At 71.6% G+C, this 26,473-nt stretch carries 15 protein-coding genes and 1 pseudogene; 8 read left to right on the forward strand and 8 right to left on the reverse strand.

The features are described 5' to 3' along the window. Positions 1 to 78 precede the first annotated feature (78 nt). Complete coding sequence (locus NQU55_RS25860; protein WP_256791252.1) at positions 79 to 753, reverse strand: hypothetical protein; 675 nt, start codon at positions 751 to 753, stop codon at positions 79 to 81. Positions 754 to 1,038: 285 nt separating this feature from the next. Between NQU55_RS25860 and NQU55_RS25865 the strand changes: the two genes are divergently transcribed. Further along, positions 1,039 to 1,614 carry an HIT family protein gene (locus tag NQU55_RS25865; RefSeq protein WP_256791253.1) on the forward strand — a complete coding sequence of 192 codons (576 nt, stop codon included), beginning with the start codon at positions 1,039 to 1,041 and terminating at the stop codon, positions 1,612 to 1,614. Positions 1,615 to 1,657: 43 nt separating this feature from the next. On the opposite strand, the gene NQU55_RS25870 is transcribed toward NQU55_RS25865, so the two are convergent. Continuing rightward, on the reverse strand, positions 1,658 to 1,882 hold the full coding sequence (locus NQU55_RS25870; protein WP_256791254.1) for an MbtH family protein: 225 nt from the start codon (positions 1,880 to 1,882) through the stop codon (positions 1,658 to 1,660). A gap of 505 nt (positions 1,883 to 2,387) precedes the next feature. Here NQU55_RS25870 and NQU55_RS25875 point away from each other — a divergent pair. From NQU55_RS25875 to NQU55_RS25890, 4 genes are all read left to right on the forward strand, one after another. Beyond that, positions 2,388 to 13,862 (forward strand): non-ribosomal peptide synthetase, encoded by an 11,475-nt coding sequence (locus NQU55_RS25875; protein ID WP_256791255.1) that lies wholly within the window; start codon positions 2,388 to 2,390, stop codon positions 13,860 to 13,862. Then, complete coding sequence (locus NQU55_RS25880) at positions 13,859 to 15,919, forward strand: class I adenylate-forming enzyme family protein (RefSeq protein ID WP_240976953.1); 2,061 nt, start codon at positions 13,859 to 13,861, stop codon at positions 15,917 to 15,919. Before NQU55_RS25875 ends, NQU55_RS25880 begins: the two co-directional genes overlap by 4 nt. Further along, positions 15,916 to 16,770 (forward strand): hypothetical protein, encoded by an 855-nt coding sequence (locus tag NQU55_RS25885; protein ID WP_206330070.1) that lies wholly within the window; start codon positions 15,916 to 15,918, stop codon positions 16,768 to 16,770. Before NQU55_RS25880 ends, NQU55_RS25885 begins: the two co-directional genes overlap by 4 nt. A 122-nt stretch (positions 16,771 to 16,892) precedes the next feature. Next, on the forward strand, positions 16,893 to 18,029 hold the full coding sequence (locus NQU55_RS25890; RefSeq protein ID WP_256791256.1) for an FAD-dependent oxidoreductase: 1,137 nt from the start codon (positions 16,893 to 16,895) through the stop codon (positions 18,027 to 18,029). Here NQU55_RS25890 and NQU55_RS25895 read toward each other — a convergent pair. Further along, a complete protein-coding gene (locus tag NQU55_RS25895) occupies positions 18,024 to 18,188 on the reverse strand; it encodes a hypothetical protein (protein ID WP_256791257.1) in 165 nt (54 codons plus the stop codon). The genes NQU55_RS25890 and NQU55_RS25895 overlap by 6 nt on opposite strands. 187 nt (positions 18,189 to 18,375) lie before the next feature. On the opposite strand from NQU55_RS25895, the gene NQU55_RS25900 reads away from it, so the two are divergent. Next, the gene (locus NQU55_RS25900) at positions 18,376 to 18,963 is read left to right on the forward strand and encodes a response regulator (protein WP_256791259.1); all 588 of its coding nucleotides are present in this window, start codon (positions 18,376 to 18,378) and stop codon (positions 18,961 to 18,963) included. 15 nt (positions 18,964 to 18,978) lie between these two features. On the opposite strand, the gene NQU55_RS25905 is transcribed toward NQU55_RS25900, so the two are convergent. From NQU55_RS25905 to NQU55_RS25920, 4 genes and pseudogenes are all read right to left on the reverse strand, one after another. Beyond that, entirely contained in the window at positions 18,979 to 19,500 is a 522-nt protein-coding gene (locus NQU55_RS25905; RefSeq protein ID WP_168096710.1) for a DUF4396 domain-containing protein, read from the reverse strand. A gap of 252 nt (positions 19,501 to 19,752) precedes the next feature. Beyond that, complete coding sequence (locus tag NQU55_RS25910; RefSeq protein ID WP_168096707.1) at positions 19,753 to 20,124, reverse strand: peptidase inhibitor family I36 protein; 372 nt, start codon at positions 20,122 to 20,124, stop codon at positions 19,753 to 19,755. Then, a complete protein-coding gene (locus NQU55_RS25915) occupies positions 20,121 to 20,552 on the reverse strand; it encodes a hypothetical protein (RefSeq protein WP_240977053.1) in 432 nt (143 codons plus the stop codon). Before NQU55_RS25915 ends, NQU55_RS25910 begins: the two co-directional genes overlap by 4 nt. Before the next feature lie 321 nt (positions 20,553 to 20,873). Continuing rightward, positions 20,874 to 22,479: pseudogene (locus NQU55_RS25920) on the reverse strand (FAD-dependent monooxygenase). Between the two features lie 157 nt (positions 22,480 to 22,636). Here NQU55_RS25920 and NQU55_RS25925 point away from each other — a divergent pair. Beyond that, on the forward strand, positions 22,637 to 23,269 hold the full coding sequence (locus tag NQU55_RS25925; RefSeq protein ID WP_168095607.1) for a hypothetical protein: 633 nt from the start codon (positions 22,637 to 22,639) through the stop codon (positions 23,267 to 23,269). Positions 23,270 to 23,302: 33 nt separating this feature from the next. Here NQU55_RS25925 and NQU55_RS25930 read toward each other — a convergent pair whose 3' ends face one another. Continuing rightward, a complete protein-coding gene (locus tag NQU55_RS25930) occupies positions 23,303 to 24,556 on the reverse strand; it encodes an ATP-grasp domain-containing protein (RefSeq protein WP_168095606.1) in 1,254 nt (417 codons plus the stop codon). Between the two features lie 249 nt (positions 24,557 to 24,805). Between NQU55_RS25930 and NQU55_RS25935 the strand changes: the two genes are divergently transcribed. Further along, complete coding sequence (locus tag NQU55_RS25935) at positions 24,806 to 26,428, forward strand: phytoene desaturase family protein (protein ID WP_168095605.1); 1,623 nt, start codon at positions 24,806 to 24,808, stop codon at positions 26,426 to 26,428. The last annotated feature ends 45 nt before the right edge of the window (positions 26,429 to 26,473 follow it).

The following is a 26,473-nucleotide window of genomic DNA, read 5'->3' on the forward strand; positions in this document are numbered from 1 at the left end:
TTGCAAGGGACTCTGAGGCAGCCCGTTCAACAACCGGTGGACGGGGTTCGCCTGGCTTCGAGTCCGCCCTGCATCCGGTCACTGGGTGGTGGTCCACCCCCAGGAGACGCCCTTCTTGTAGTCGTCGGCGGTCGTCGCGTTCAGGTTCCACGCGAGTCGGGCCGGCTGCGGCGACCCCGCCTTCGCGATATAGATCGAGCACCGAGTGCGCGTCTCACCGACGTCCCAGCCCAAGTAGATCTGCCCCACCGGGCAGCCGCCCTCGACATAGCCCGTGTGGACGACGGGGCGCTCCGCCGCCTTTTCGCCGTTCTCGTCGAGGATCACGGCATGGGAATTGAGGTCGGAATTGACTACGCTCGGCTTTCCTTCCTTCAGCGTGTACGTCACGTACACGAAGTACGGGGTACCGCCCTCCAGAGTCCGGTCGGCATCGATGTAGTGGCCGTCCTTCAACTGCTTCGGGGTCCCCTTGACGATCTTCGTAGCCGTCACCTGGAACTTCCCGCCCCCGGAGACTTGGGTCTCGTACAGGCCCGGAGCAGGTTGCCCCATCGCCAGAGCAGGACTCCACTCCGCCTTCACGGCCGGACTCGCCTTGCCGCTCCCGCTCCCACTCCCGCTCTCCGCCGCGCTCTCCTGAGGAGCGCCGGCTTCCAAACCGCCTCCGTCTCCGTTACCGCCGCAGGCGGTGAGCGCGATTCCCAATGCGGTGGTCAACATCCCGTAGAGGACCTTGGAGCGGCAGTGCATGTGTTCTTCCTTCTTGCAGAAATACCCGGCCCAGAGGAACAGCCGCCTCGGCGTGTCGGGGCTCTTCTCGGTCGCGTCGTGCGCGTCATGTACATGCTACGTACCCCTGGCGGGCTCATGCGCCATGAGTCCCCCAGGCACGCCCCCAGAAGCCGAGACGGCCGGAAAAGCACGCCTCTGCGTCCTTGGTGTGCAACTGCTGAGACGTGGTTCGCGTCGGTTCATCGACGGGCAGGAGCTCGACAGGAGGGTGGGGCAGCTGTGGGCCTGGGGAAATTCAGGGGCGTGGGGAGTGCCGGCGAGCCGGCCAAGCCGGTCACGGTCGAGGAAGGGGCGCAGGAGGTTCCTGGAGAGCCGGCGGACCGGGCGCAGCGGCAGCCGATGGATCTGGCCGCCTATTCCGCACGGGCGCAGAGCGGCCCCTGTTTCGTGTGCGCCTTCCTGAGCGGTGACCCGGACTTCGCTCACGAAACCGTCTTCGAAGACGACGAGCACGTGGCCTTCCTGGACCGGTGGCCCACGCTGCCGGGCAAGGTCCTCGTGGCACCGAAGGCACACGTCGAGCACGTGGTCCGTGACCTCGATGAGACCGCCTACCTGAGGCTGATGCGGGTGGTGCACACCGTGGCGCTCGCGGTGGAGCGCGTCTTTGCGCCCGAGCGGACGTACCTGCTGTCGTTGGGAAGCCGGCAAGGCAACGCGCACCTGCACTGGCACATCGCCGGCCTTCCACCGGGCGTTCCCTACGACCAGCAGCAGTTCCACGCATTGATGTCCGAGCACGGCGTCCTGACGTATACCTCGGAACAGCGGGCCGAAATGGCAGCACACCTCCGGCGGAGCATTGGAGAGATGTTGTGACCGCACACGCCCTCACCGTAGGCACGGGCCTCGCCCGGCGCGGTCAGGACGGGCTGGAGTCCTTCATGGCCTGAACGAGGCTCTTGGGGCGCATGTCAGTCCAGTGGGTTTCGACGTACTCGAGTGCCGCCTCGCGAGTGGTCTCCTCCAGGGCGGTCCGCCAGCCCGCCGGAACGTCGGCGAAGGAGGGCCACAGCGAGTGCTGTCCCTCGTCGTTGACCAGGACCAGGTATGCGCCGTCCGGGTCCTCGAACGGATTGCTGCTCATCCGGTCACTCCCTCTCAGCGAGTCCGACTTCTTCATCATGGTGACGGAACAACGGAACAGTGGCCGACGGAGAACCTGAACGCCTGCCGGGAACCCGAACGACTACCGGAACCCACCGCCCGGGGCCCGTGCGCCACACCATCCCACTCTGCTGAACCTGACACCACAGGCGGCAAGGACGCAGAACAACTGGCCCGCCCCGTCTACGCGATACCTCTCACCACCGCGTTGCACATTCCCACGCCCCGGCGCACGGTGTCCACCGGTTCTCTCCTTCCCGCGGCGGCAATCGACGTATGGCGGCCTCCGGGACGGCGAGTTCCTCGCTCTCCCTTCCGCACGTCGGAGACGTCTTCAAGTAAACGTGAGATAGACCATATTGCCGCGCCTTTACTCTCCCATTGCCTGCTGTGTTTCGATGGAGCGGGCCACTTTGATCAACCGCGCACATCCGACGGCAGTCGCCGGCGTCACGTCGGCAAGACCGATAGGGATGCTCATACTCATGCCCGAAGGCTGTCCTGAATTACACCTTTCCGAGGCTCAACTCGGGGTCTGGCTGGCGGAGCGTGCCGGGCACAGCCGTCCCGGCGCCTACCAATGGGCCGAATACCTCGTCCTCGACGGCGATACCGACGTCGCTCTCCTGGCCTCCGCGGTCGCCGGGGCGGCTGCCGACTGCGAGGCGGTCAACGTCCGCATCGTCGATACGACGGGCTCTTCACCGGTGCAACGGCTCCTCCGCGACCCGGAACACACCGTCGAGGTGGTCGACCTCCGGGGATCCCCCGCCCCGGACGCCGCCGCGCTGGAGTGGATGCGGGCCGAGCTGGGCAAGGCCGGGGGCAGCGACGCCGGGCCGTTGTTCCTGGGGGCCGTGCTGCGGGTGGCCGACGACCGCACGCTGGTGTACCACCGGGTTCACCACATCGCTCTGGACGGGGCGGGCATGGCCCTGTTCGCCGAACGTGTCGCCGAGGTCTACAGCTGTCTGTACGAGGGGCGCGCCGTTCCTGAGAGCGGCTGGGCAGGCCTCCGGCCCTTGGTGGACGCCGAGGCCGCCTACCGGGAGGCCGCCGAACGCGCCGCGGACCGGGACTGGTGGCTGGAGCGCCTGGCCGGGCGGCCGGACTTCCTGAGCCTCGGCACCCATGCGGCCCCGGCCGCGGCCCGCTCGTTACGGCTGACCAAGGTGCTGCCAGCAGCGGATTTCGCCGGATTGCGGGACGGCGCGCAGCGACTCGGGCACCGCTGGACCCGGCTGCTCACGGCGGCGACGGCCGTCTTCCTTCACGCAGTGACCGGCAACCGTGATGTCGTCCTGAGCCTGCCGGTCGCAGGCCGTCCCGCCGAACTCGCCCGGACCGTGCCCGCGATGTCGGCCAACGTCCTCCCCCTGCGGCTGCACGTCGATCCGGCGGCCCCCTTCGGCGCCCTGCTCGACCAGGTCGCCGACGAGCTGCGGCTGGTGCGCCGCCACCAGCGGTACCGGGGCGAGCACCTGCGACGCGAGCTGGGCTATCCCGAGGACGGCCGGAAGTTCTTCGGCCCGGTGCTCAACATCCAGCGTTTCGACCGGCCGTTGCGGTTCGGTCCGGTGACAGCTACCGCCCACAACCTGCAGGCGCCGCCGTCCGAGGACCTCTCGATCGTGGCCTACGACCGTGGCGACGGCGTGCTGCGCCTCGACTTCGACGCCAATCCCGGCAACCACAGCGAGGAGTTGCTGCAGGACGTCGCCGACCGCTTCCTGCACGTGCTGCGGCAGGTCACGGAGGCCGACCGGGAGACACCTCCGGCGCGGGTGGCTGCGTCCACGGCCGGGGAGCGCCGGCACGCCGCCGCTCTGGGAACGGGTGCGCGTCCGGCGCCCGCGTCCGCCGACACCGCCGTCGGCCGGTTCACCGCACAGGCGTCCCGCACGCCCGACGCGATCGCGGTCCGCTCGGCCGGGACCGGGGAGCGGCTGACCTACCGCGAGCTCGACGCGCGGAGTTCGGCGCTGGCTACTACGCTGGCCGCCGCGCTCTCCGCGGCCGGCGCGGGCCCGGAGCGGACCGTCGCGCTGCTCCTCGAACGATCGGTGGACCTGGTCGTCGCGGCGCTCGCGGTGGTGAAGGCGGGCGCGGCCTATGTCTGCCTGCAACGGGACGACGCGGTCTCCCGGCAGGAAGCGGTGCTGTCCGACGCGGGAGCACGGGTGCTGCTCACCGACCGGACCACCGAAGGGGACCGCATCGTCACGTCGGCACGTGACCGTGGTGTGCGGCAGCTGGACGTACGGGCAGCTCAGGGAACCGCGGCCGCGGCCGACGAGCCCCAAGCGACACCGGACACGCCGACGCCCCTGGCGACACCGGACACCCAGGCGCCCTGGGCAACCCCGGACGCGCTGGCGTGCGTGATGTTCACCTCCGGCTCCACGGGGCGTCCCAAGGGGGTCGCCATCACCCAGGGCAACCTGGCCGCGCTCGCCGCCGACCGGTGGTGGTCCGAGGGCGGCGCGGAACGAGTGCTGCTGCACTCGCCGCAGGCCTTCGACGCGTTCAACCTGGAACTGTGGGTGCCGCTGCTGACCGGCGGCGAGGTGGTCGTCGCCCCGCCGGAGAGGCTGGATCCGGCAGCCCTGTCCCGGATCACGGCCGCCACCGGGATCACCGGGCTGTGGCTGACCGCCGGGCTGTTCGACGCGTTCGCCACCGAGGACCCCGCCTGTCTGGCCGGGCTGCGCCAGGTCTGGACGGGCGGTGACGTGGTGTCCCCCGCGGCGGTGCGCACCGTGCGATCCGCGCTGCCGGAGCTCACCGTCGTCAACGGTTACGGGCCCACCGAGACCACGGTGTTCGGGACCAGGTGCGCCGTCGGGGACCTGGCGGAGGACGCCGGCTCGGTGCCCATCGGCACGCCGCTGGACGGCAAGCGGGTGCTGCTGCTCGACGACGCGCTGCGGCCGGTACCGCCGGGCGTGGTGGGCGAGGTGTACCTCGGGGGCGCGGGGGTCGCGCGCGGCTACCTCGGTCAGGCGGCCGCGACCGCCGAGCGTTTCGTGCCGGACCCGTCGGGTCCGCCCGGCGCCCGCGTCTACCGCACGGGCGATCTGGCCCGCTGGAACCGTGACGGACGGCTGGAGTTCGCCGGTCGGGCCGACGGACAGATCAAGCTCCGTGGCTACCGGATCGAGCCGGGGGAGATCGACGCCGCGTTCCTGGCCGAGCCCGGGGTGCGGCAGGCCGCGACGATCCTGCGCGAGGACCGGCCGGGGGTGCGGCGGCTGGTCTCCTACGTGGCCGCGTCCGGTGACACGACGCGGCTGCTCGACGGCGTGGCGAAGCGGCTGCCCCCGTACATGGTGCCGTCGGCGGTGGTGGCGGTGGACCGGCTGCCGCTGACCCGTAACGGCAAGCTCGACCGGCGCGCGCTGCCCGCTCCGGAGTCCGAGCACACGGACGTGGCCAGGGCTCCCCGCACCGCCGTCGAGCAGCGACTGGCCGAGCTGTTCGGCGAGGTCCTCGGCTTGGAGAGCGTCCCGCTCGACAAGGACTTCTTCCAGCTCGGCGGCGACAGCATCAAGGCGATCCAGCTCGCCGGTGCGGCACAGCGAGCCGGCCTGGCCGTCAGCACCCCGGACGTGTTCCGCACGCCCACCGTCTCCGCGCTCGCCGACGGTATCGGAGCGGTGCCGGAACCGGGGCACAGGATCGCGCTGGGCGATGCGGACGACCCCACGGTCCCGCTCACGCCCGTCATGCACTGGCTGCGCGAACGCGGCGGCCCGGTCGACGGCTTCGTCCAGTCCCTGACCCTGCGCACTCCGGCGGGCATGACCGAAGCGCAGGTGCGCGCGGTGGTGCAGGCGCTGGTCGACCACCACGGCATGCTGCGCCTGTCACTGAGAGCGGTGGACGGGCTGTGGAGCCTGGAAGTGCTGCCGCACGCCACCGTCGAGCTGAGCCGGCCCGGCACCATGCCCGACCCGGGGAACGGCCAGGTGGTCCGCGCCAGCTGGCGGGACCCCGGGCCGGCGGAACCGGGCGAACTGACCCTCACCGTGCACCATCTCGCCGTCGACGGCGTCTCCTGGCGGATCCTCCAAGAAGATCTCCGCACCGCGTGGGAGGCCGTACGGCACGGGCGCACACCGCAGCTGCAACCGACGGGAACCTCCTTCCCCCAGTGGGCGAAGGCGCTGGTCCAGTACGCGCACCATCCGTCCGTCCTCGGGGACTTCCCCCGGTGGCAGGCGGTAGCCGAGGATCCCCCCGTCGCCGACCGTGCGCTGGACGGGGCAGTGGACACCGAGGACACCCGGCGCCGGCATTCCGTCACCCTGCCGGGCGCGCTCACCGCGCGTCTGGTGAGCGACGCGACCGCGGCCTTCGACTGCTCGGTGCACGAACTGCTGCTGACCGCGTTCGCCCTGGCCGCCGCCGACTGGCGGAAGGGACCGGACGCCCTGCTGGTGGACCTCGAAGGCCACGGGCGCGAGGAATTCGCCGCCAACCTGGACCTGTCCCGCACGGTCGGCTGGTTCACCACCCTGTGCCCCGTGGTGCTCGATCCCGGCTGCTCCTGGGCGGACGTTCACACCGATCCGGCCGCGCTGGACGGCGCGGTGGCCATGGTGCGGTCCTGCGTACGGGACGCCGCGCGCGCCGGCCTGACCTACGGCCTGCTGCGCTACGGCAACCCGCAGACCGCTCCGGAGCTGGCCGCCCGGCCCTCGCCGCAGTTCGCGTTCAACTACCTGGGCCGGTTCGACGTCGGCGGTGCCGGCGACTGGGCGGTACCGGTCGGCGCCTCGGCACTCGCCCCGCCCACCGGTGGCAAGCTGGCGATGGCCCACACCGTGGAGCTCGACGCGGTGATCACCGACCTCCCGGACGGCCCCCGGCTCGTGGCGCACTGGTCCTGGCCGGGCGAACTGCTCACCGAAGAGCGGCTCTCCGGGCTCGCGCGCCGGTGGTTCGACGTGCTGGAGGCCCTGACGCGGCGGGGCCGCGCCCGGGCGACGGGCGAGCTGCCCCTGCCGCCGCTGGCGCAGGGCCTGCTGTTCCACTCGCTCTACGACCACGACGGCGCCGACCCGTACCTCGTCCAGTTCGTCTTCGAGCTCGGCGGAGCGCTGGACCCCGCCGCGCTGCGCGACGCGCTCCACCGCCTCCTGCTGCGGCACCCCCAGCTCTCCGCGGGCGTGCGGCACGGTCCGTCGGGGCGTCCGGTCCAGGTGGTCGTCCCGGACTTCGCCGTGGAATGGCAGGAGATACCTGCGCACGAGGATCTGGAGCGTTTCCTCGAAGCCGACCGCAGGAGACGGTTCGACCTCGCCAGCCCCCCGCTGGTCCGCGCGGCCCTGCTGCACCACGCCGACGCGCGGCACACCTTCGTCCTGACCACGCACCACCTCCTCCTGGACGGCTGGTCCATGCCGATCCTGATCAAGGAGCTGTTCTCGCTCTACGCCGGCCACGCGCTCCCGCCCGCCACGCCGTACCGCGACTTCCTCGACTGGCTGTCGACGAGGGATTCCCGCGCGGACGAGGCCGCCTGGCGCGCGCTGCTGTCCTCCGTGGACGGCCCGACGCTGGTCGGCGCCGCGGGACGGCGCGGTTCGGCCGCGGCCCGCCACCGGCTGACGGCGGAGCTGGACGACGCCACGAGCGCGCGGATCGACGCCGTGGCACGGCAGCACGGGCTGACCGCCAACGTCGTCGTCCAGCTGGCGTGGGCCATCCTGCTCGGCGCCATGACCGGCCGCGACGACGTGGTGTTCGGTGCGACGGTCTCCGGCAGACCGGCGGAACTGCCCGGTGCGGAAGGCATCATCGGCCTGCTGATCAACACCGTGCCGGTGCGGGTCCGCCTGGACCCGCGCCGCTCGGTCGCCGAGTGCCTCGCCGAGCTGCGGGCCCAGCAGCTGTCCACGCTGGACCACCAGCACGCCGATCTGACGCGGCTGCAGTCGATCGCCGGGCACGCCGAACTCTTCGACACCGTCGTGGTCTTCGAGAACTACCCGATCGACGAGGACGCACTGCGCGATCTCGTGCCCGGCCTCGACATCCGGGACGTCCAGGGCCGGGACGGCACGCACTACCCCCTGACGCTGATCGCCATGCCGGGCCGCGACCGCCTGCGGCTCCGCCTCGACCACAGCGCCGACCTGTTAGACGAGGAGGGAGCCCGCCGCCTGCTCGACCGCCTGGGCGCGCTGCTCGACCGGATCACCGCGCAACCGGAGGCGCGGCTGGGGCAGGTCGGTCTGCTGCTCCCCGACGAACGGGACGAGCAGGAGAAGCCTGCGGACACCGGGGTACGGATGGCGCCGGTCGCCCTGCCCGCACTCTTCGAGGAGCAGGTGCGCCGCCGGCCGGCGGCCCCCGCCCTCACCTGCGGGAACACCACCCTGTCGTACGGGGAGCTCAACGCGCGGGCGAACCGACTCGCGCGGCTCCTCGTCGCGCGCGGGGCCGGACCGGAACGCCTGGTGGCCCTGGTGCTCGGACGGTCCCCTGACCTCGTGGTCGCGGTGCTGGCCGTGCTGAAGTCGGGAGCCGGCTACCTGCCCTTGGACCCGTCCCTCCCCCAGGAGCGGATGCGACAGGTGCTGACCGACGCCGCTCCCGTACTCATAGTGACCTCCGAGCCACTCGTAATGCCGGACGCGGTGCCGGAGGCGCAGATCGTGCTCGACGGCACCGATCCGGCCGCCCGCTACCCGTCGGACGACCTCGGCCGGGCCCTGAACCCCGACGGCGTCGCCTACGCGATCTACACCTCGGGCTCCACCGGAGTGCCCAAGGGCGTCGTGGTGTCGCACCAAAACGTCGGGCGGCTGCTCGCCGTGACCGACGCCCGGTTCGGCTTCGGTGACGACGACGTGCACACGCTGTTCCACTCCTACGCCTTCGACGTCTCGGTGTGGGAGATGTGGACGGCGCTCGGCCGCGGCGGCCGCCTGGTGGTGGTGCCGGACGACGTCGCCAAGTCGCCGCGGGAACTGCTGACGCTGCTGGCCCGGGAGCGGGTCACCGCGCTGAGCCAGACCCCGTCGGCGTTCTACCAGCTCATGCAGGCCGAAGCGGAAGCCGAGCCCGGGACGGAGCCGGGCACGCTGCCCGCCCTGCGGGTCGTCGTATTCGCAGGTGAGGCGCTGGAACCCACGCGCATCCGCTCCTGGCACGGCCCCGGCAGGCCGAGGCTCGTCAACATGTACGGGATCACCGAGACCACCGTGCACGCGACCTACACCGAGCTGACCGACCCCGGCGAGACCGCCGGCGTCATCGGCACCGCACTGCCCGACCTGCGGCTGCACCTGCTGGACCACGCGCTGCGGCCGGTCCCGCCCGGCTGCCCCGGTGAGATCTACGTGTCCGGTCCCGGGGTGGCGCGAGGGTATCTGGGACGCCCCGGACTCACCGCGAGCCGCTTCGTCGCCGACCCCTTCGGCGCGCCCGGCACCCGCATGTACCGCTCCGGCGACCTCGCGCGACGCCGGGCCGACGGCACGCTGGAGTACCTGGGCCGGACGGACCACCAGGTGAAGATCCGCGGATACCGGATCGAGCCCGGGGAGGTCGAGCGCGTCCTCGAACAGCACCCCGCCGTGGACCGCGCCGTGGTGCTCGCGGACACGGACGCCGACGGCGGCCGGCTGCTCTGCTACGCCGTCACCAAGGGAGAGCCGGCACCCGCCGAGCTGCGCGAGTACGCCCGGACGGTCCTGCCCGCGCACATGGTGCCCGCCTTCATCCTGCCCGTCGACGAGATCCCGCTGACCGGCAACGGCAAGCTGGACCGCAGAGCCCTGCCGCGACCGGAGTCCGCGGTGCGGGCGAGCCGCCCGCCGGCGACCGAGCGGGAACGGCTCCTGTGCGCGCTGTTCGCCGAGACCCTCGGGGTCCCCGATGTCGGCGCGGAGGACAGCTTCTTCGACCTGGGCGGGCACTCGCTGCTGGCCACCCGCCTGATCAACCGGGTGCGGGCGGAAACCGGCTCCGAGCTGAGCATCCGTACACTCTTCGACGCCCCGGTCGTCGCCGACCTGGCGAGGCGCCTGCCGGAGCCGGCCGGCACCCCGCGTGCCGGGTTCGCCACGGCCGCGCGGCCGGAGCGGATCCCGCTCTCGCCCGCGCAGCGCCGGCTGTGGTTCTTCAGCCGGTTCGCCGGACCCAACTCGGTCTACAACATGTCCTTCGCGACGAGGTTGAGCGGCCCCCTGTCGGCCGGGCACCTGCGCGCGGCCCTCGGCGACGTGCTCGTCCGCCACGAGAGCCTGCGCACCACCATCACCGAGACCGACGGCGAGCCGCACCAGCACATCGGCAGCGCGGAGGCGCCGCCGTTCGCGACAGTGACCACGTCGGAGGCCGAGCTGCCCGGCCTGCTCGCCGAAGCGGCGGCGCACGTCTTCGACCTCGGCAGCGAACTCCCCGTCCGGGCCGTACTCTTCGAGACCGCACCCGAGCAGCACGTGCTGCTGATCCTCCTGCACCACATCGCCGCCGACGGCTGGTCACTGGCTCCCCTGGCCCGCGACCTGTCGACCGCGTACCGGGCACGCGCCGCGGGCGAGGCCCCGCAGTGGGCCGACCGCCCCGTGCAGTACGCCGACTACGCCCTCCAGCAGCACGGCACCGACCTCAGCGCCGGGATCGCCTACTGGAACGAGACGCTGCGCGGCGCCCCCGAGGCGCTCTCGCTGCCGTTCGACCACACCAGGCCCCCGGTGTCCGCGCACCGCGGCGAGACCGTCGGCTTCACCCTGGACGCCGGCCTGCACGCGCGGCTGGACCGGCTCGCACGGTCCACCGGCACCAGCTTGTTCATGGTGATGCACGCTGCGATCGCCGCGCTGCTGTCACGGCTCGGCGCCGGCGCGGACATCCCCATCGGCACACCGGTGGCCGGGCGGCACGACGAGGCGCTGCACGAGACCGTCGGCTGCTTCGTCAACACGGTGGTGCTGCGCACCGACCTCAGCGGAACGCCGACGTTCACCGAACTGCTCCAGCGGGTCCGGACCACCGATCTCGACGCCTTAGCCCACCAGGAAGTGCCGTTCGAGGCGGTGGTCGAGGCGGTCAACCCGCCGCGCTCGCTCTCCGCCCACCCCGTCTTCCAGGTGATGCTCGCCTTCCAGGACACGCCGCCCGTCGACTTCGACCTGCCGGGGCTGCGCGCCGAGCCGGTCGCCGCGCCCGGCGGCGCCTCCCGCATGGACCTGCTGTGGAGCCTGCGCCCGCACCACGGCGACCACGGTGCGGCGGCCGGCGTCGAAGGCGAGCTGGAGTACGACACCGAACTGTTCACCCCCGCCTCCGCCCGGCTGCTCCTCGCACGGCTGGAACGGCTGCTGCGGGCGGCGGTGGCCGAGCCGGACCGCCCGGTCGCCGACCTCCCGGTCCTCGTCGCCGGCGAGCGGGAGCAGATGACCGTCCGCTGGAACGCCACCGCCCACGACGTGCCCGCAACCACCGTGGCCGAACTGTTCGCGGCACAGGCGCTCCGCACCCCCGGCGCACCCGCCGTACGGCACGGGGAGAGCGTGAGCAGCTACCGGGAGCTGTCCGAGCGGGTGACCCTGATCGCGGCGGAGCTGAGCGCCCGCGGAGCCGGGCCGGGCAGTCTGATCGCGCTGGAGCTGAGGCGTGACCCGGACCTGCCCGCCGCGCTGCTCGCGGTCCAGTCGGTCGGTGCCGCCTGGCTGCCCGTCGACCCCGCGCTGCCGCCGCAGCGGAAAGCGGCGCTGCTGGCGGACGCCCGCCCCTTGCTGGTGGTACGCAACACGGCGGACAACGACGACGGGGTCGATGGCGGGTTCGACGAGCGGTCCGACGGCGGGCTCACCGTCACCGCCGGTGCCCGGGAACCGGCGGTCGTGCCGCAGAACACGGCGTACGTGACGTACACCTCGGGCTCCACCGGGCGGCCGAAGGGCGTCGTCGTGCCCCACAGCGCGCTGACCAACCTGGTGCTCGCACTGCGCGAGCAACTGGCGGTCGGTGCGGCCGACCGGGTCCTGGCCGCCGCACCCGCGGGCTTCGACATGTCCCAGCCCGAGCTGTGGCTGCCCCTGGTCACCGGCGCCACGATGGTGCTCGCCGGTCAGGGCGCACTCCGCGAGCCCGACGAGCTGTCCGCGCTGCTCGACCGGCACGGCGTCACCGTGATGCAGGCGACCCCCTCGCTGTGGCAGGCCCTCGTCGCCCGGCAACCGGAGAGGCTGCGCCACATCCGCGCGGTCATCGGCGGCGAAGCGGTACCCGCGGAACTGGCCGCGACGCTGTCCGGCCGCACGGCGTCGCTGCTGGCCTGTTACGGCCCGACGGAGACGACCGTCTGGTCGACCACCCACCCGGCCGGCCGCGCGGTGGGCGCCACGGTGCCGCTCGGGCGTCCCCTGTGGAACACCCGGTGTTACGTCCTCGACTCCCGGCTGCAGCCGGTGCCGCCGGGCGTGACCGGCGAGCTCTACCTGGCCGGCGCCGGCGTGGCGACGGGGTACCTGCACCGCCCGGGGCTGACCGCGGCCCGGTTCGTCCCGGACCCCTTCGGGCCGCAGGGGCACCGGATGTACCGCACCGGCGATCTCGCGTCGTGGACCTCCGACGGCGTCCTGCGCTTCCACGGCCGGACCGACGATCAGGTGAAGATCCGCGGCCATCGCGTCGAACTCGGCGAGATCGAGGCCGTGCTCGCCCGCCACGAGGACGTCGACGCGGCCGCGGTGGCCGTACACGACCGGAAGGCCGACGACCGCCGCCTGGTCGGCTACGTCGTCCCCGCCGGCGCCGACCTGCGCTCCGTCAGCGCGCACTTGGCCGAGCACCTGCCGGACTACATGCTGCCCGCCCGCCTGCTCGGGCTGGACGAGCTCCCCCTCAGCCCCAACGGGAAGCTGCTGCGCGAGCGGCTGCCCGAACCGGACTGGGCCCCCGCCGGAGACCCGGCGCCTCCGGAGAACCTGAACGAGCACTTCATGTGCGGACTCTTCGCCGACGTGCTGGACCTGCCCCGGGTCGGTCCCGGCGACAACTTCTTCGAACTGGGCGGGCACTCGCTCCTGGCGGCGCGGCTGACCGACCGGATACGGGCCGTACTCGGGCTGGAACCGACGATCCGGAACGTCTTCGAAGCGGCCACCCCCGCCGCGTTGACCCGACTCCTGAACCGGGCGTCGCCCGAGAACGAGGCCACGCACCTCGTGCCGTTCCGCACGGGCGGGCCGGCGGCGCCGGTGTTCTGCGCGCCCCCGCTCAGCGGGATCAGCTGGCTGTACGCGGGGCTGCTGCGGCACATCGACCGGGACCACCCGGTGTACGGCATCCAGGCCGAGGGACCCGGCGGGGTGAGCGATCTGCCCGGCAGCGTCGAAGCGATGGCCGAGCGCTACGTGGACCTGATGCGTTCGGTCCGCCCCCGCGGCCCGTACCACCTCGTCGGCTGGTCCTTCGGCGGGCTGGTCGCCTACGCGATGGCGGTCCGGCTGCACGAGCTCGGCGAGCCGGCCGGCTCGCTGTGCCTGGTGGACACGGCCGCCGACGCCGCGGCCGCGCCGGAAGATCCCATCAACGACCAGCGCATCCACCGGGTCCTGCTGACGGCCGCCGGCCTGGACGACGCCCGCTGGGCCGCGACGGGCCTGGACTTCGCCACCCTCTCGGCCCTGCTGCGCCGGGAAGGAAGCGTGTTCGCCCGGTTCACCGAGGACGACATCCGCCGTGTCATCGAGGTGTCGCGTCACCACGACAAGCTCGCCCGCGCCTACCGGCCCCCGCACTACCCCGGCGACGCCACCTACATCGAGGCGACGGGGGACGGGCCGCGCCCCGTCCCGAACCACGAGCTGTGGCGGCCCCGCTTCGGCGGCGACCTGACCGTCGGATACGTCTCCGCGCGCCACTACCGGGCGATGCAGCCGCAGCACGTGCACGAAGTCGGGATCCAGCTCCGCGACCTGCTGAGGAGGCAGCGTTGACCCGCACCGATTCCGGCGCCCCCACTGACTCCTGCGCCCCTGCCGATTCCTGCGCCCGCAGCGAATCCGGTGCCCTCGCCGGGCTGCCCGCGGGCGCACGGGTGGTGATCCGGCTGCCCAGCGGCCGCGACCTGGCAAACGTGCTGCTCGCCTGCTTCGACCAGCGCCTCGTAGCGGTCCCCCTGCACCCCCGCACGACCGACCGGGCCGTCGCGGGCACCGCCGAACGCGTCTCCGCGGCGGCCCTGGTGGACGTCCGCGGGCCGCACCGCACCGGCCTGCCCGACGCTCACACGGCCCCGGACGACCTGGCCTTCATCATGTTCACCTCGGGTTCCACCGGCCCGCAGAAAGGGGTCATGCTCAGCCGGCGAGCCGTCCTGGGCAACGCCGCCAAGACCGCGGCCCTGCACGGACTGACACCGGAGCGCCCCCACGGGACCTGCCTCCCGCTGTACCACTGCAACGCGCTGGTGATGTCACTGCTCGGCACGCACCTCACCGGCACTCCGCTGACCCTGCAGGGCGCCTCCGACCCGACCACCTCCAGCCCAACGGCCTTCAACCCAACGGCCTTCAACCCGGCTGCCTCCGACTCGGCTGCCTTCGACCCGGCCCGCTACTTCGCGGCGCTGGACGCCACCGGGGCCCGGACCGCCTCGATCGTGCCCGCCCTGCTGGCGGACCTGCTGGAGGCCGGTCCGCACTGGCCGGACGGCCTGGAGTACCTGATCACCGCGGCCGCCCCGCTGACCAGCGACCTCGCCCGCCGCTTCCACCGCCGCTACGGCCCGCGCCTGCGGCAGGGCTACGGGCTGACCGAGGCGGTCAACTTCAGCTTCACCATGCCCCGGCTCGACGACGCCGACTTCCGCGACCAGTACCTGAAGCACACGCCCCCGGTCGGGTTGCCGCTGCCGGAGACCGAGCTGCGGCTGGAGTCCGGTGAGGTGTGGATCAGAACGCCGGACCTGATGACGGGCTACTGGCAGGACAGCCCCGCCACGGCGGCCGCGATCACCGACGACGGCTGGCTGCGCACCGGCGACCTGGCCGAACTGCGGGACGGCCTGCTGGTCCTCCGGGGCCGCGCCGGGGAGCGGATCAACCGGGGCGGGGAGAAGCACTACCCGCTCGACGTCGAGCGCGGCTGGCGCGAGGCCGGGCTGTCCGGCCGGTTCGCCGCCGTCGCGGTGGACGAGCCCACGCTCGGCCAGGACATCGGTCTGGTCGCCGCGGAGCAGCCGGTCTCCGCCGTACGCGAACTGTACGAACGGGCGCCGCTGCGGTCGGCGGCGATCCAGTTAGGCGGGTTCCTGGCGACCCCCACCGGTAAGCCTCGGCGCACCGCGATGAGCCGGGGCCTCGCCGTGCGCCGCCTGGCTCCCGCCCGGTACGAACGGCTGCTGCGCCACGCGGCGGCCACCGCGCACGACCTGCTCCACGCGGGGGCGGAGCACCCCGGCCTGCGCGCACTGGCCGCGTGGGCCTCTCCCGGGGACCGCTCCCCGCGGGCGGACGGCGAAGCCGTCTTCGGTGCCCTCGACTTCATGCGGGAGCACTGGCATGACGAGGACGACGCCGAACTGCTTCGGGCCAAGGCCCGCTGGCACAGGACGCTCCTCACCGAGTGGCCCCTGGCAGTACACGCAGAACTGACCGCGGACGTGGCGGCCCGCCACGGATTCGAGGGACCGCCCGTGCCGCTGGGCACCGAGGCCCGCTTCGGGGACGGCTCGCTGCTCGTACTCCCGCACGGGCCCGCGGCCGACGGCCCGGTGTGGCCGCTGGGCCCGCTGCTGTCCTTCCTGGACGGTTCCACCGGGGACGGCGGGACGGACCGCTGGACGTGGCTCACCCGGCTGCGCGACCGCGGGTTCCCCGTCGCGGGCTGCTCGGTCCTGCGCGCCGGGCGACACGACCTGGGCGGCGTGCTGTGGGCACGAGCACGACAGCCGGATTCCGGACCACTGGATTCCGGACCGCCGGATTCCCGACCGCCGGATTCCGGACCGCCGGATTCCCGACCCGACGAGCGCGCTGGAGCGACTGGATGACCCACCGCACCGAAACCACCGTACGCATGAAGCAGTCCCCCGACCACGAGGACGAGATCCTCGACGTCCAGCGGCACCAGGACCCCGGCAGGAACCAGCTGACCCCGGTGGTGAAACTGCCCCCGGACGCCGCCCTGGCCGTGGTCGACGCCCTCGCCGGCCTGGTCCGGACGGCACACCGCACGGAGGAGGCGAGCCCGACCCCGGCCGGTGCGCTCAAACAGGCGCAGGAATTCGAAGAAGGCGACGTCTTCATGCTGGAGCCCCCCTTCGAGGGCTTCTTCGCCGACCGCTATCTGATGGACTTCTACGACACCACCGAACGCGACATATGTTCGCGCATGCACCTGCACACCGGGCTGCGGTTCGTCCGCATGATGACGGGCCCGGAGACCACGATCCGGGTCTCCAGCCTGTCCCCGATCACAGTGCGCCCCGCGGCGGCGGGCTGGACCGGTCCGCTGAGCACGTTCACCGACGCGCTGCCCGGCACCCCCGCCGGGGTGCACCGGGACCGGCACAACGTGATCGTGCCGCCGAACTCCTGGGTGGACATGCAGATCCCGCGCGGGGTGTCCCACCAGTTCAACGCGGTGGGGCCGAACGCGGTGATCGACTCGGTGCACCCGGAGGAATCCATCGAGACGCTGCGCGAGGGAATGTCGGGGTACCGGATGATGGCGCAGACCATCTTCCTCTCCAAGGACAAGAGCCCGGCCACCACCTGCGCCGGCCTCACCGAACCCCCTCCGACCGGTAACGGGGCGACTGGGAACGGAGCGACCGGAACTGCTCCCCCGCCCGGAATCACCTCCTCGTGCGCGGTCGGGGCGGTACGTCGCGAGCCGTGAAGTGTCGGTCATCCATCGGGGGTTGTCGGTCCGCTGTCGGCGATCCGTCGACGGGGTCCGGCACCTTCCGGGAGACGGCCGGCCGGAGCTCACCGGGCGGCCCCGATCCCGAAGGAGCCACCATGCGCACCCCTGTCACGATCATCGGCGCCGGACTCGGCGGACTCACGCTGGCCCGCGTCCTGCACCTCCACGGCATCCCGGTCACGGTCTACGAGGCCGAGTCCTCCCCGGCGGCGCGCACGCAGGGCGGGATGCTCGACATCCACGACTACAACGGGCAGCTCGCCCTCCAGGCGGCCGACCTGATGGACGAGTTCCACGCCATCATCCTGGAGGGCCGCCAGGCGATGCGGGTCCTCGACCGGGACGGCACCGTCCTGCTCGACAAGGCCGACGACGGCACGGGCGGGCGCCCCGAGGTGCAGCGCGGCGACCTGCGGCAGATCCTGCTCGACTCGCTCCCGGCCGGCACCGTCCGGTGGGGCCACAAGGCCCGCAGCACCCGCGCCCTCGGCGAGGGCCGCCATGAGGTGACCTTCGCCGACGGCAGCACCGTCGTGACCGGCCTGCTGGTCGGCGCGGACGGCGCGTGGTCACGGGTCCGGCCTCTGCTCTCCGCCACCGCGCCCGAGTACGCCGGAACGTCGTGCGTCGAGATCTACCTGTTCGACGCCGACACCCGGCACCCGGCCGCCGCGAAGGCGGTCGGCGGCGGGTCCATGATGGCGCCCGCACCGGGCACGGAGATCTTCGCTCACCGGGAGAGGGGCGACACGCTGCACACCTACGTGATGCTCTCCCGGCCGCAGGAGTGGTTCGCCGCCATCGACTTCACCGATGCCGCCGCGGCCACCGCGCGGATCGCGCGGGAATTCGACGGCTGGGCGCCGGAATTCACCGCCCTGATCACCGAGGGCGACACCGCGCCGGTCCTTCGCCCCCACTACGCCCTGCCGGCCGGACACCGGTGGGACCGGGTGCCGGGGGTGACCCTGCTCGGCGACGCCGCTCACCTCGAGGTCCCGAACGGCGAAGGCGCCAACCTGGCCATGCTCGACGGCGCCGAACTCGGCAAGGCCCTCGCCGCGTACCCCGACGACATCGAGGCCGCGCTCACCGAGTACGAGCAGGCCATGTTCCCCCGCAGCGCCGAGACCGCCACATTCGGAGGTGCCGAGCTCTACGAGATCGGTTCCGACAACAACACGGCCCAGGCTCTGGTCACCGCGTTCATCGAAAGCGAGCAGACCTCATGAGCCGCCCGGCCGTGTGAGTGGTGCGGCAATGGCGACGACCAGGTATTCGAGCTGACGGAGGGAGAAGCTGCCGGCGCCGTTGCCGCCCATGGCGTACGGCGTGCCGCCGGCCTGCCCGGCAGCGGTGGGTACCGGGCGATCGTCCGCGTGCCGAGTCATGCCCCGGCAGCATTCCATTGGCTCACTTATCTCGATCACCTTCTTCGTCTCTTCCCTGTCTGTTTTTTCTGGACCTCCGGCCAGCTTTCCGCTGATGACTACAGAAAGGGGTCGACCGATCGACGGAGCAGCCGTACGAGCTGCGCTTCCTCCGGCCGGCCCGGCGGACGGCGGCTCCGGAGGGCGGTTGAACGGAAACCTGCCTATCGTCGGATGCGGACAGGTGGAGGTCATCGCGGAAGCAGCCGACGGCGAAGCCGCGCTCGAAGCCATCCGCGAGCACCGGCCGGACGTCGCCCTGATCGACTACCGCATCCCCGAACTGAACGGCATCGCCGTCGTCCACGCGGTGGTTCGCGACCGGCTCCCGACCCGCACCCCGCTGCTGTCCGCCACCACCGACAGCACCGTCGTCTACAAGGCCATCGAGGAAGGTGCCTGCGGATATCTCGCGAAGGACGCCAAGCGCTCGGAAATCGTCGACGCGGTTCTGAAGGTGCCACGCGGCAAGCGCGTGGTGGGCGAGGAGCTGACGGACGGGCTGGCCGGCGAGATCCGGCTGCGGGCCGGGCGCGACGCCGTGGTGCTGTCGGAGCGTGAACAGCAGGTGCTGCGCGGTTTCGCGAAGGGGCAGAGCATTCCCGAGCCGGCCTCGGAACTGTTCCTGGGCACGAGCACGGTGAAGACGCACGCGCAGCGGCTCTACGAAAAGCTGGGGGTATCGGACCGTGCGGCCGCCGTCGCCGAGGCGATGAGGCACGGTCTCCTGGAGTGACGGCCCTTGCTGCTCTCAGGGTCCGTGGTAGGCATGGACGACGGCGTGACCTTTACCGCGGCCGATCATCCACTTGTTGACGGGGGTGGTGATCAGGAATGCCACGGCGAATCCTCCCAGAAGGGCGGACCAGAAGAGCCCGTCGGTCAGGTGGGCGTCCATCGCGCCGGGTACCAAGGCGATGATGGCGTTGTCGACGAGTTCCATCACGGCGATGGAGACGGTGTCGGCGGCCAGTGCCACCTTCATCGCGGGCTTGAAGCCCAGGCCTGCCCGTAGGACGGCGAAGAGGGTGAACGAGTAGCCGAAGAGGAACGCAAGGATGATGGCGAGAAGCATGGTCGGCACGTTGCCCCACAGCAGGGCGGTGCCGATGACCATGCCGAGGATCTCACCGAGGGCGCACCCGGTCAGGCAGTGCAGTGTCGCCTTTGCCGCCGTGGGCCACGATGCCCCGCCGCGGCGGGTTCCGTGGCCGGCACGGCCCTGATGAGCACGATGGTGTGCGGGGTCGGTGTGGTGCGGGTCGTGGTCCATAGCCTCCTCCATCACCATTCCTGATCGCCGGGCAGGGCGACGGCGCACCGGACGAACCCGGGCGTCGCGCCCATCGGCGGTCGGCCAGCGACCGGTGGCCGCCGCATGGAGAACGCGGACGACGGTGGTGCAGACACCAATCCCACTGCGGCGCATCACCCGAAGGAAGTACCCCCGGGCCACCGCCTGGTACGCGTGCGCACCGCGGGCATGGGGTCGCCCACGGTGCGCAGTTGCTTCTGCGCGGAGGTCTCAGCAGCCCTTCGCCCAGGTGTGGGAGCTGCCGCGGTCATTCGCCCGTCCGTTGTAACTGACCTCTTGCCCCGGCGCGAGGCACAGCGTGACCCCGCCGGTCAGCTCACGGCCGTCGTAGATCTTCACGTGGTCGGGGACCCCCGGTCCGGAGACCCCGTGGTTCGCCCACGACGAGTCCTGGTTCGACATGTTGCCCTCCCACCAGCGGTCGTCACCACTGTGGTCGATCTTCATGCCGTCGAAGTTGGCGTGCGTCCAGACGCAGAAGTAGCCACGACGGCACTCTGCCGCCGACGCGGACGACGCGGTGGCCGTCACAGCGCCGGCGGAGATCAGAGCAGCAGCGAGGAGAGCAGTGAGACGCTTCATGGACGTGGTTGTCCCTTCGTTGATGGGTCGTCGAGCAGAGCCGTCGCTTCGGCCAGGGCATGGGTGCGCAACCGCGTCCAGTCCGCGATCTCGGCACGGTGCTCCGCGCGGACCTCGTCCAGGGTGCGGTGGGTGTGACGGGCTTCCGGCCCGAGGTTGTTGACGATCGTCGACACCCGGAACCACCGGGGCTGATCGCCGTACAGCCGCTGTTGCGCGGCAGCCAGACAGCCGTCCGTGTGCGCGCTCACGACATGGCCGGTCGACAGGGAAACGGACAGTTCCGGCCTCCCCGAGCCGAAGAGCGCCTCGGCGACCTTCGCCTCCTCGGGCGCGGGAGACGACGTACGTCGTCCCGGAGGCAGGGGCTTCAGGCCCTGACGGGTGAGACAGGAGTCGGTGAGTACGTGGCCGGCTGCCTTGATCACGTCGTCCTCGGCCGGATGACGAGGGGCCTGCGATGGTGCGCAGCCGGTCAGAAAGCAGCTTGCAAGAAGGATCGGGGCAACCAGTCGCCCGGCGGCCCGCGTGCGGGGGCGCATCCGCGGATCAACCGGGTGAGGACATCAACGTGACGGATGGGGTGGGATGTTGGAGAACCATGAACATGCTTCTCACCCTCCCCACGGTTTGCGGGGGCATGCGTCCTATCACCCGTAAAGGTGACTATGGGACGGAGATGCTCCCGGGGTGTGGAATGAGTGCCACGAGCATGCAGAGCCTCGTGCCGTCCTCCGTCCCGAGCACGTCTACGGGCACAGGCCAGGCGGCGACGGTGACGGCGGCTGTGACGGCGACGACCATCCGGTGGCTGTCGGCGTCTCCAGGAGGCAATCCGTCCAGGCGATCAGTGCGCCGGCCCTCTCAGAGTGAAGGGTGCGGGGCTCTGCGGTGTGTCGCCCAGGCGATGTGGCCGTCGGGCCGGATGAGGACCTCGCTCACGTCCTTCAGGTCCTGGTGGACTCCGTGCTCCTGAACGCCGACCACTCGAATGCGGTCGGATGAGGCCGACCTGCCGGCAGCAGCCTGCAGGCGCTTCCCGCCACCGAAGTCGAAGCGAAGCAGGACGAAGCGGCCGTCGTGCAGCAGCTCGTAGACCCGAGTCGGCCCTGACACCGTAGTGACGCCGATGTCGGGCATGCGCCGACCGGCGAGCGGGTCGGCGTCCGGAGTGGTGGGAGGGTAGACGGTGTCCAGGGCGGCGATCCGGCCGGCCAGGTACCGGTTGACGTCCTCCATGTCCAGGAGCGTGTCGAGCAGCTCGCACAGCTGCCGCGCGGGGCCCGCGTACCGCTCGGTGAGGGGGAGTTCCACCAGCAGGCTCTGGGCGCGGGTGCCGGTGGTGACCGCGTGGCCGACCGGATGGCGCTCGGCGTGGTAGGTGTCCAGCAGGCCGGGCGGTGCCCAGCCGTGGACGGTGGCGGCGAGTTTCCAGCCGAGGTTCATGGCATCCTGCAGCCCTGTGTTCAGCCCCTGGGCGCCGACGGGGAAATGGATGTGTGCGGCGTCGCCGGCCAGGAACACCCTGCCGCACCGGTAGCTCTCGGCGAGGCGAGTGGTGTTGCCGAAGCGCGACAGCCACCGCGGCTCGCCGATGGCGCAGTCGCTTCCGCACACCCGTATCAGCGAGGTGCGGAATTCCTCCAGTGTCACCGGTTCGGTGGAGGGTACCCGGATCCGCTGCGGATCCATGACCACGTAACGCGTCAATCCGGCCTCCAGGCGGGCGACGAGCACGCCGTGCCGCCGTGCCTGCTCGTTGTATGCGTGGTCGGCGACGGCGAAGTCCCCCACGACCGCGGTCATCGTCTCTCCCGTCCCGGGGAAGCCGATACCGGCCGTCTGCCGGACCAGGCTGCGCCCGCCGTCACAGCCCACCGCATAGGCGGAACGGAACGTGACGGGCCCGGCCGGGCCGGACACGTCGGTCTCGACTCCATGGCCGTACTGCCGGAGGGCGACGGCCTCGTGTCCGCGACGGATCTCCACACCCAGCTCCCGGGCCCGCTCGACCAGCAGCGCTTCGGTCCGGGCCTGCGCCAGCAGCAAGGCGTACGGGTGCCGGGTGTCGAGCGCGGTGAAGTCGAGCGACCGTTTGAGGCTGACGGCGAACTGCCATCCGGGCACCGTACGGCCCGCGTCCAGGAACCGGCCCGCCAAGCCGCGCATGTCCATCAGCTCGATGCTACGGGGGTGGAGGTTGAGCGCCCGCGACTCCCGGTGCGGCTTCGCGCGCTTGTCGATCACCGTGGTCCGTACGCCCGCCAAGGCCAGTTCGCACGCCAGCAGCAGCCCCGTGGGACCGGCGCCCACGACGAGGACGTCAGTGTCCGCCTCCGAGCCCGGGTTCGTCACGCCTCCCACCTTTCGGCGCGGGCCGCTACCCGTCAAGACGCCCTCCTGCACGGTGCGCTCCCCGGAATGGCCGGGCCTGGACTTGGCGTCGCCGCGGTCCCGTACTGGAATCTGGAACGTCGGAGTTCCGACGGGAAGCCGTGGGAGGAGTCCGCTCGTGATCCACATGACGGAGACCCTGGCCGTGCAGACCATTGAAGGGTTCCTCACGCCCGATGAGACCGCAGAGCTCACCAAGGTCCTGGACGAACACCTCTCAGCCACCGGCTGGACTCCCGCACGCCCCAGCCAGGGGCTCGCACCGCCCGAGGCTGCGCAGACCATCATGGACGCCGCCCTGCAGCGCGCCCTGCCCGCCATCCGCCGGGTCTTCCCCTCCGCCACGGGCATCGAACCGTGGCTGTACCACGACCTCAAACCCGGCGACGAGATCCGTCCGCACGTACACGGCGTGGGCGACCCGCAGGCCCGGCCGCAACGGATCGCCCGGGTCGGCTTCGACCTGCAGGACGCCGAACGCGGCGGCGAGTTCTACCTCGACACCTGCTCCGCGGACGCCCTGTGGAGCGACGTCACCACGACGGGCAGCAACTATGTACCAGGGACGCGATTCGTCCACGCGATCACCGCCCGCACCGGCCCGGTGAAACTGGCCGACACCCCGCACACCCGCTGGACGTGCAGCCCACCGCCCGGCACCACCGTCGTGTACGGCATCCAGCTGGTCCACGGGGTCCGGCGCGTCGAAGAAGGCAGAGTACGCAAACTCATCACCACTCTCCTGGCGTGAGCCGCCCGGCCCGCGCGGCGGGGGACGAGATGGTCACGACGGCGCCAGGCCGCCCTGCCGGAGAGCATGCAGGCCCCGGTCCAATTGGGAGATCGCCTCGTCGGCGGCGCCGTCCAGCAGTGTGCCGGGGCTCAGGGCCCGCAGCCAGGCACGCGCCGCGTCTTCGAGACGTCCGGGGACCATGAACACCGGCCTGTGGAACCCACGGACGCAAGGCGCCGGATTGAACGGACTCCCCGGGAAGCACAGCAGATCCGTCCCGTCCGGTGCGGTCGGCAGCAACGCACCGTTGGGAACCGGCAGCTCAAGCGCGACCCGGTCGGCCTTCGGGCTGCGAGGGTTCCGGCCGAGAGCCGCCCGCGCGAATGCCACGTGCGGATCAACGCCCGTACTCGCCCAGCTCATGTTGGATACGCCACTCAGCCGACCGTTCACTTCGATCAGCCTCAGCCGACCGTCGTCCGTGACGGCGAAGTCAATCTGCCAAGGCCCCCACGGACCAAAGGCTTTCACCATGTCGGCAACCATTACGGCCAGTTCACCTCGTGCAAGGGCGGGCAGCGCCACGGGGGCGACCCTCACACGTCGACCCGGGTCGCAGTCGCTGCCGAGCCGGCCCAGGGAGGCCACCGGCCACGCCACGGTGGAGGACGAACCGGAGAAGAACTCGACCGCGTACTCCTCCCCCGCGGCGGCTTCCTGGACCAGCACCGGATACGTCACCTCGGCACCCACTCGCCCCAGGCACACCCCGTTCTCCACATAGTGACGTCCCGAGCTGAACTCGCTCCGGGCCTCCTTGACCAGGACGGGAAAGCCGAGCTGCTCCGCAGCGGCCTCCAGTCCCCCTGCTTCTTCGCACACCACACCCCGGGGCACAGGCCATCCCCGCTCCCCCGCGAGACGGTGAAGCACCACCTTGTCGCTGGCCAGCAGCGCGAACGTCTCACCATGCACGGGCATCCGGCAGCCTGCCTCCCGCACCCGGGGCGCAGCGCGTGCGTAGACGGGCAGGAACTGCTCCTGTCCATGGCATCCCATGTTGGGCAAGGCGATATCGGCCCGGCAGACGGCAAGCAGCCGCAGCAGCGCGTCCTCGTCGAGGACGGCGGGGAACTGTGCGCACGCGACCCCGGGCCCGAGGAACGAGGCAAGGTCGGTGGACCCCAGCACGGTGACCTCCGCACCGCCTCGTCTCAGTGGCAGAACCACCCGGTCCGCACGGAACTCACCCAGGACGATCACGTGCACCATCCGCACCACCATCCCATCGGCATTGCCGGACACCGCCTCGGCAGGCTAATCCATCCGGCCCCCTCCGCCACGGCGCCGACACTCTTGTGGGTATCGGCCGGTATCCCGGGACATCTCCGTGGGTGGGCCGCCCATGCTGCAGTGGTGCCCTGCTCTCCGCCCGCCGGCGGTCAGCGAGCCGTGTGAGTCCGGTGGCCTCGCGGCAAGCAAGCCGGCCGCCGACGATCCGCATCGACTCGCCGAGGTCTGGTCACCCCGGATCGCCGCGTGCTACGAAGAGGCATGGCGACACCGAGGGGCATACCCGAGACGAGGCCGGACGCCGACCACCGGACAGGAGCCCGCCCCCGGGCCGAGCAGGCCGTCAAGGCGTATGACGCAGTGATCGTCGGTGGTGGTCACAACGGCCTGGTCGCGGCCGCCTACCTGGCCCGTGCCGGACGCCGCGTGATCGTCCTGGAGCGCCTCGCCCGAACCGGTGGTGCGGCCGTCTCCACCCGCCTCTTCCCCGGCTTCGATGCCCGGCTTTCACGCTACGCGTATCTCGTCGGCCTGCTGCCTTCGAAGATCGTGAAGGACCTGGGGCTGCGCTTCGCCGTCCGCAAACGCGCAGTCGCCTCCTACTCACCCACCGTGCGCGCCGGACGCCCCACCGGCCTTCTGGTGGAGCGCGACCCGGCCCGCACCCGCGCGGCGTTCGCCCGGCTCACCGGCTCGGACAAGGAGTTCGACTCCTGGCAGCGGTTCCACGGCATGACCCGGCACGTGGCTGAGCGGGTCTTCCCCACCCTCACCGAACCGCTTCCCACCCGCGCCGAACTCCGCGCCCGCGTCGACGACCGGCCCGCCTGGGAAGCGCTCTTCGAGCGCCCCCTCGGCGAGGCGATCGAGGCCGCCTTCGGCGACGACCTCGTGCGCGGCCTGGTGCTCACCGACGCGCTCGTGGGCACCTTCACCCATGCCCATGACCCCTCGCTGCGCCAGAACAGTTGCTTCCTCTACCACGTCATCGGTGGCGGCACCGGCGACTGGAACGTCCCCGTGGGCGGGATGGGCGCACTGACCGATGCCCTCGCCGACGCGGCCCGCGCCGCCGGCGCGCGCATCCTCACGGAGTGCGAGGTCACGTACATCGCCACAGACGGCCGGACGGCCGAAGTGACCTCCACGCAAGGCACCTTCGCAGCATCACACGTCCTGGTCAACGCCTCCCCTCACGAGCTGGCCCGCCTGCTGGGCGAACAGCCTACGCCACCGTCCGAGGGCTCCCAGCTCAAAGTCAACATGCTGCTGCGACGTCTGCCGAGGCTGCGCGACAGTGCCGTCGAACCGCGAGCGGCCTTCTCGGGGACCTTCCACATCAGCGAGGGCTACGAGGAGCTGGAGACCGCCTACCGGCAGGCGTCCGCCGGCCTGATCCCGTCCGCCCCGCCCTCGGAGATCTACTGCCACTCCCTGACGGACCCCTCCATCCTCAGCCCCGCACTGGCCCGCGAGGGCTATCACACCCTCACCCTCTTCGGACTCCACACCCCCGCCCGGCTGTTCACCACCGACCACGACACCACCCGCGAGCGGCTGCTCCGGGCCACGCTGGAACAGCTCGACTCCCACCTCGCCGAGCCGCTCGCCGACTGCCTGGCCGTCGACAGCGAGGGCCGTCCGTGCCTTGAGGTCAAGAGCCCCCTCGATGTCGAGCGGGACCTCGGGCTGCCCGGCGGCAACATCTTCCATACCGCCCTCGAATTCCCCTGCACCGACAGCAGCGAGGAAGGAACGGCGGCCCGTTGGGGCGTGCGGACCACCCACCCCAACGTCCTCCTCTGCGGGTCGGGCGCCGCTCGCGGCGGCCTGGTCAGCGGCATCCCCGGCCACAACGCCGCCATGGCTGTGCTGGGTCACTGACCTCCCCGGCCGGGAGCGGCACCGACTGCTGCGAGGCTCCGGCCT

It is taken from the genome of Streptomyces telluris (genome assembly GCF_024519335.1).
Classification (GTDB): domain Bacteria; phylum Actinomycetota; class Actinomycetes; order Streptomycetales; family Streptomycetaceae; genus Streptomyces; species Streptomyces telluris.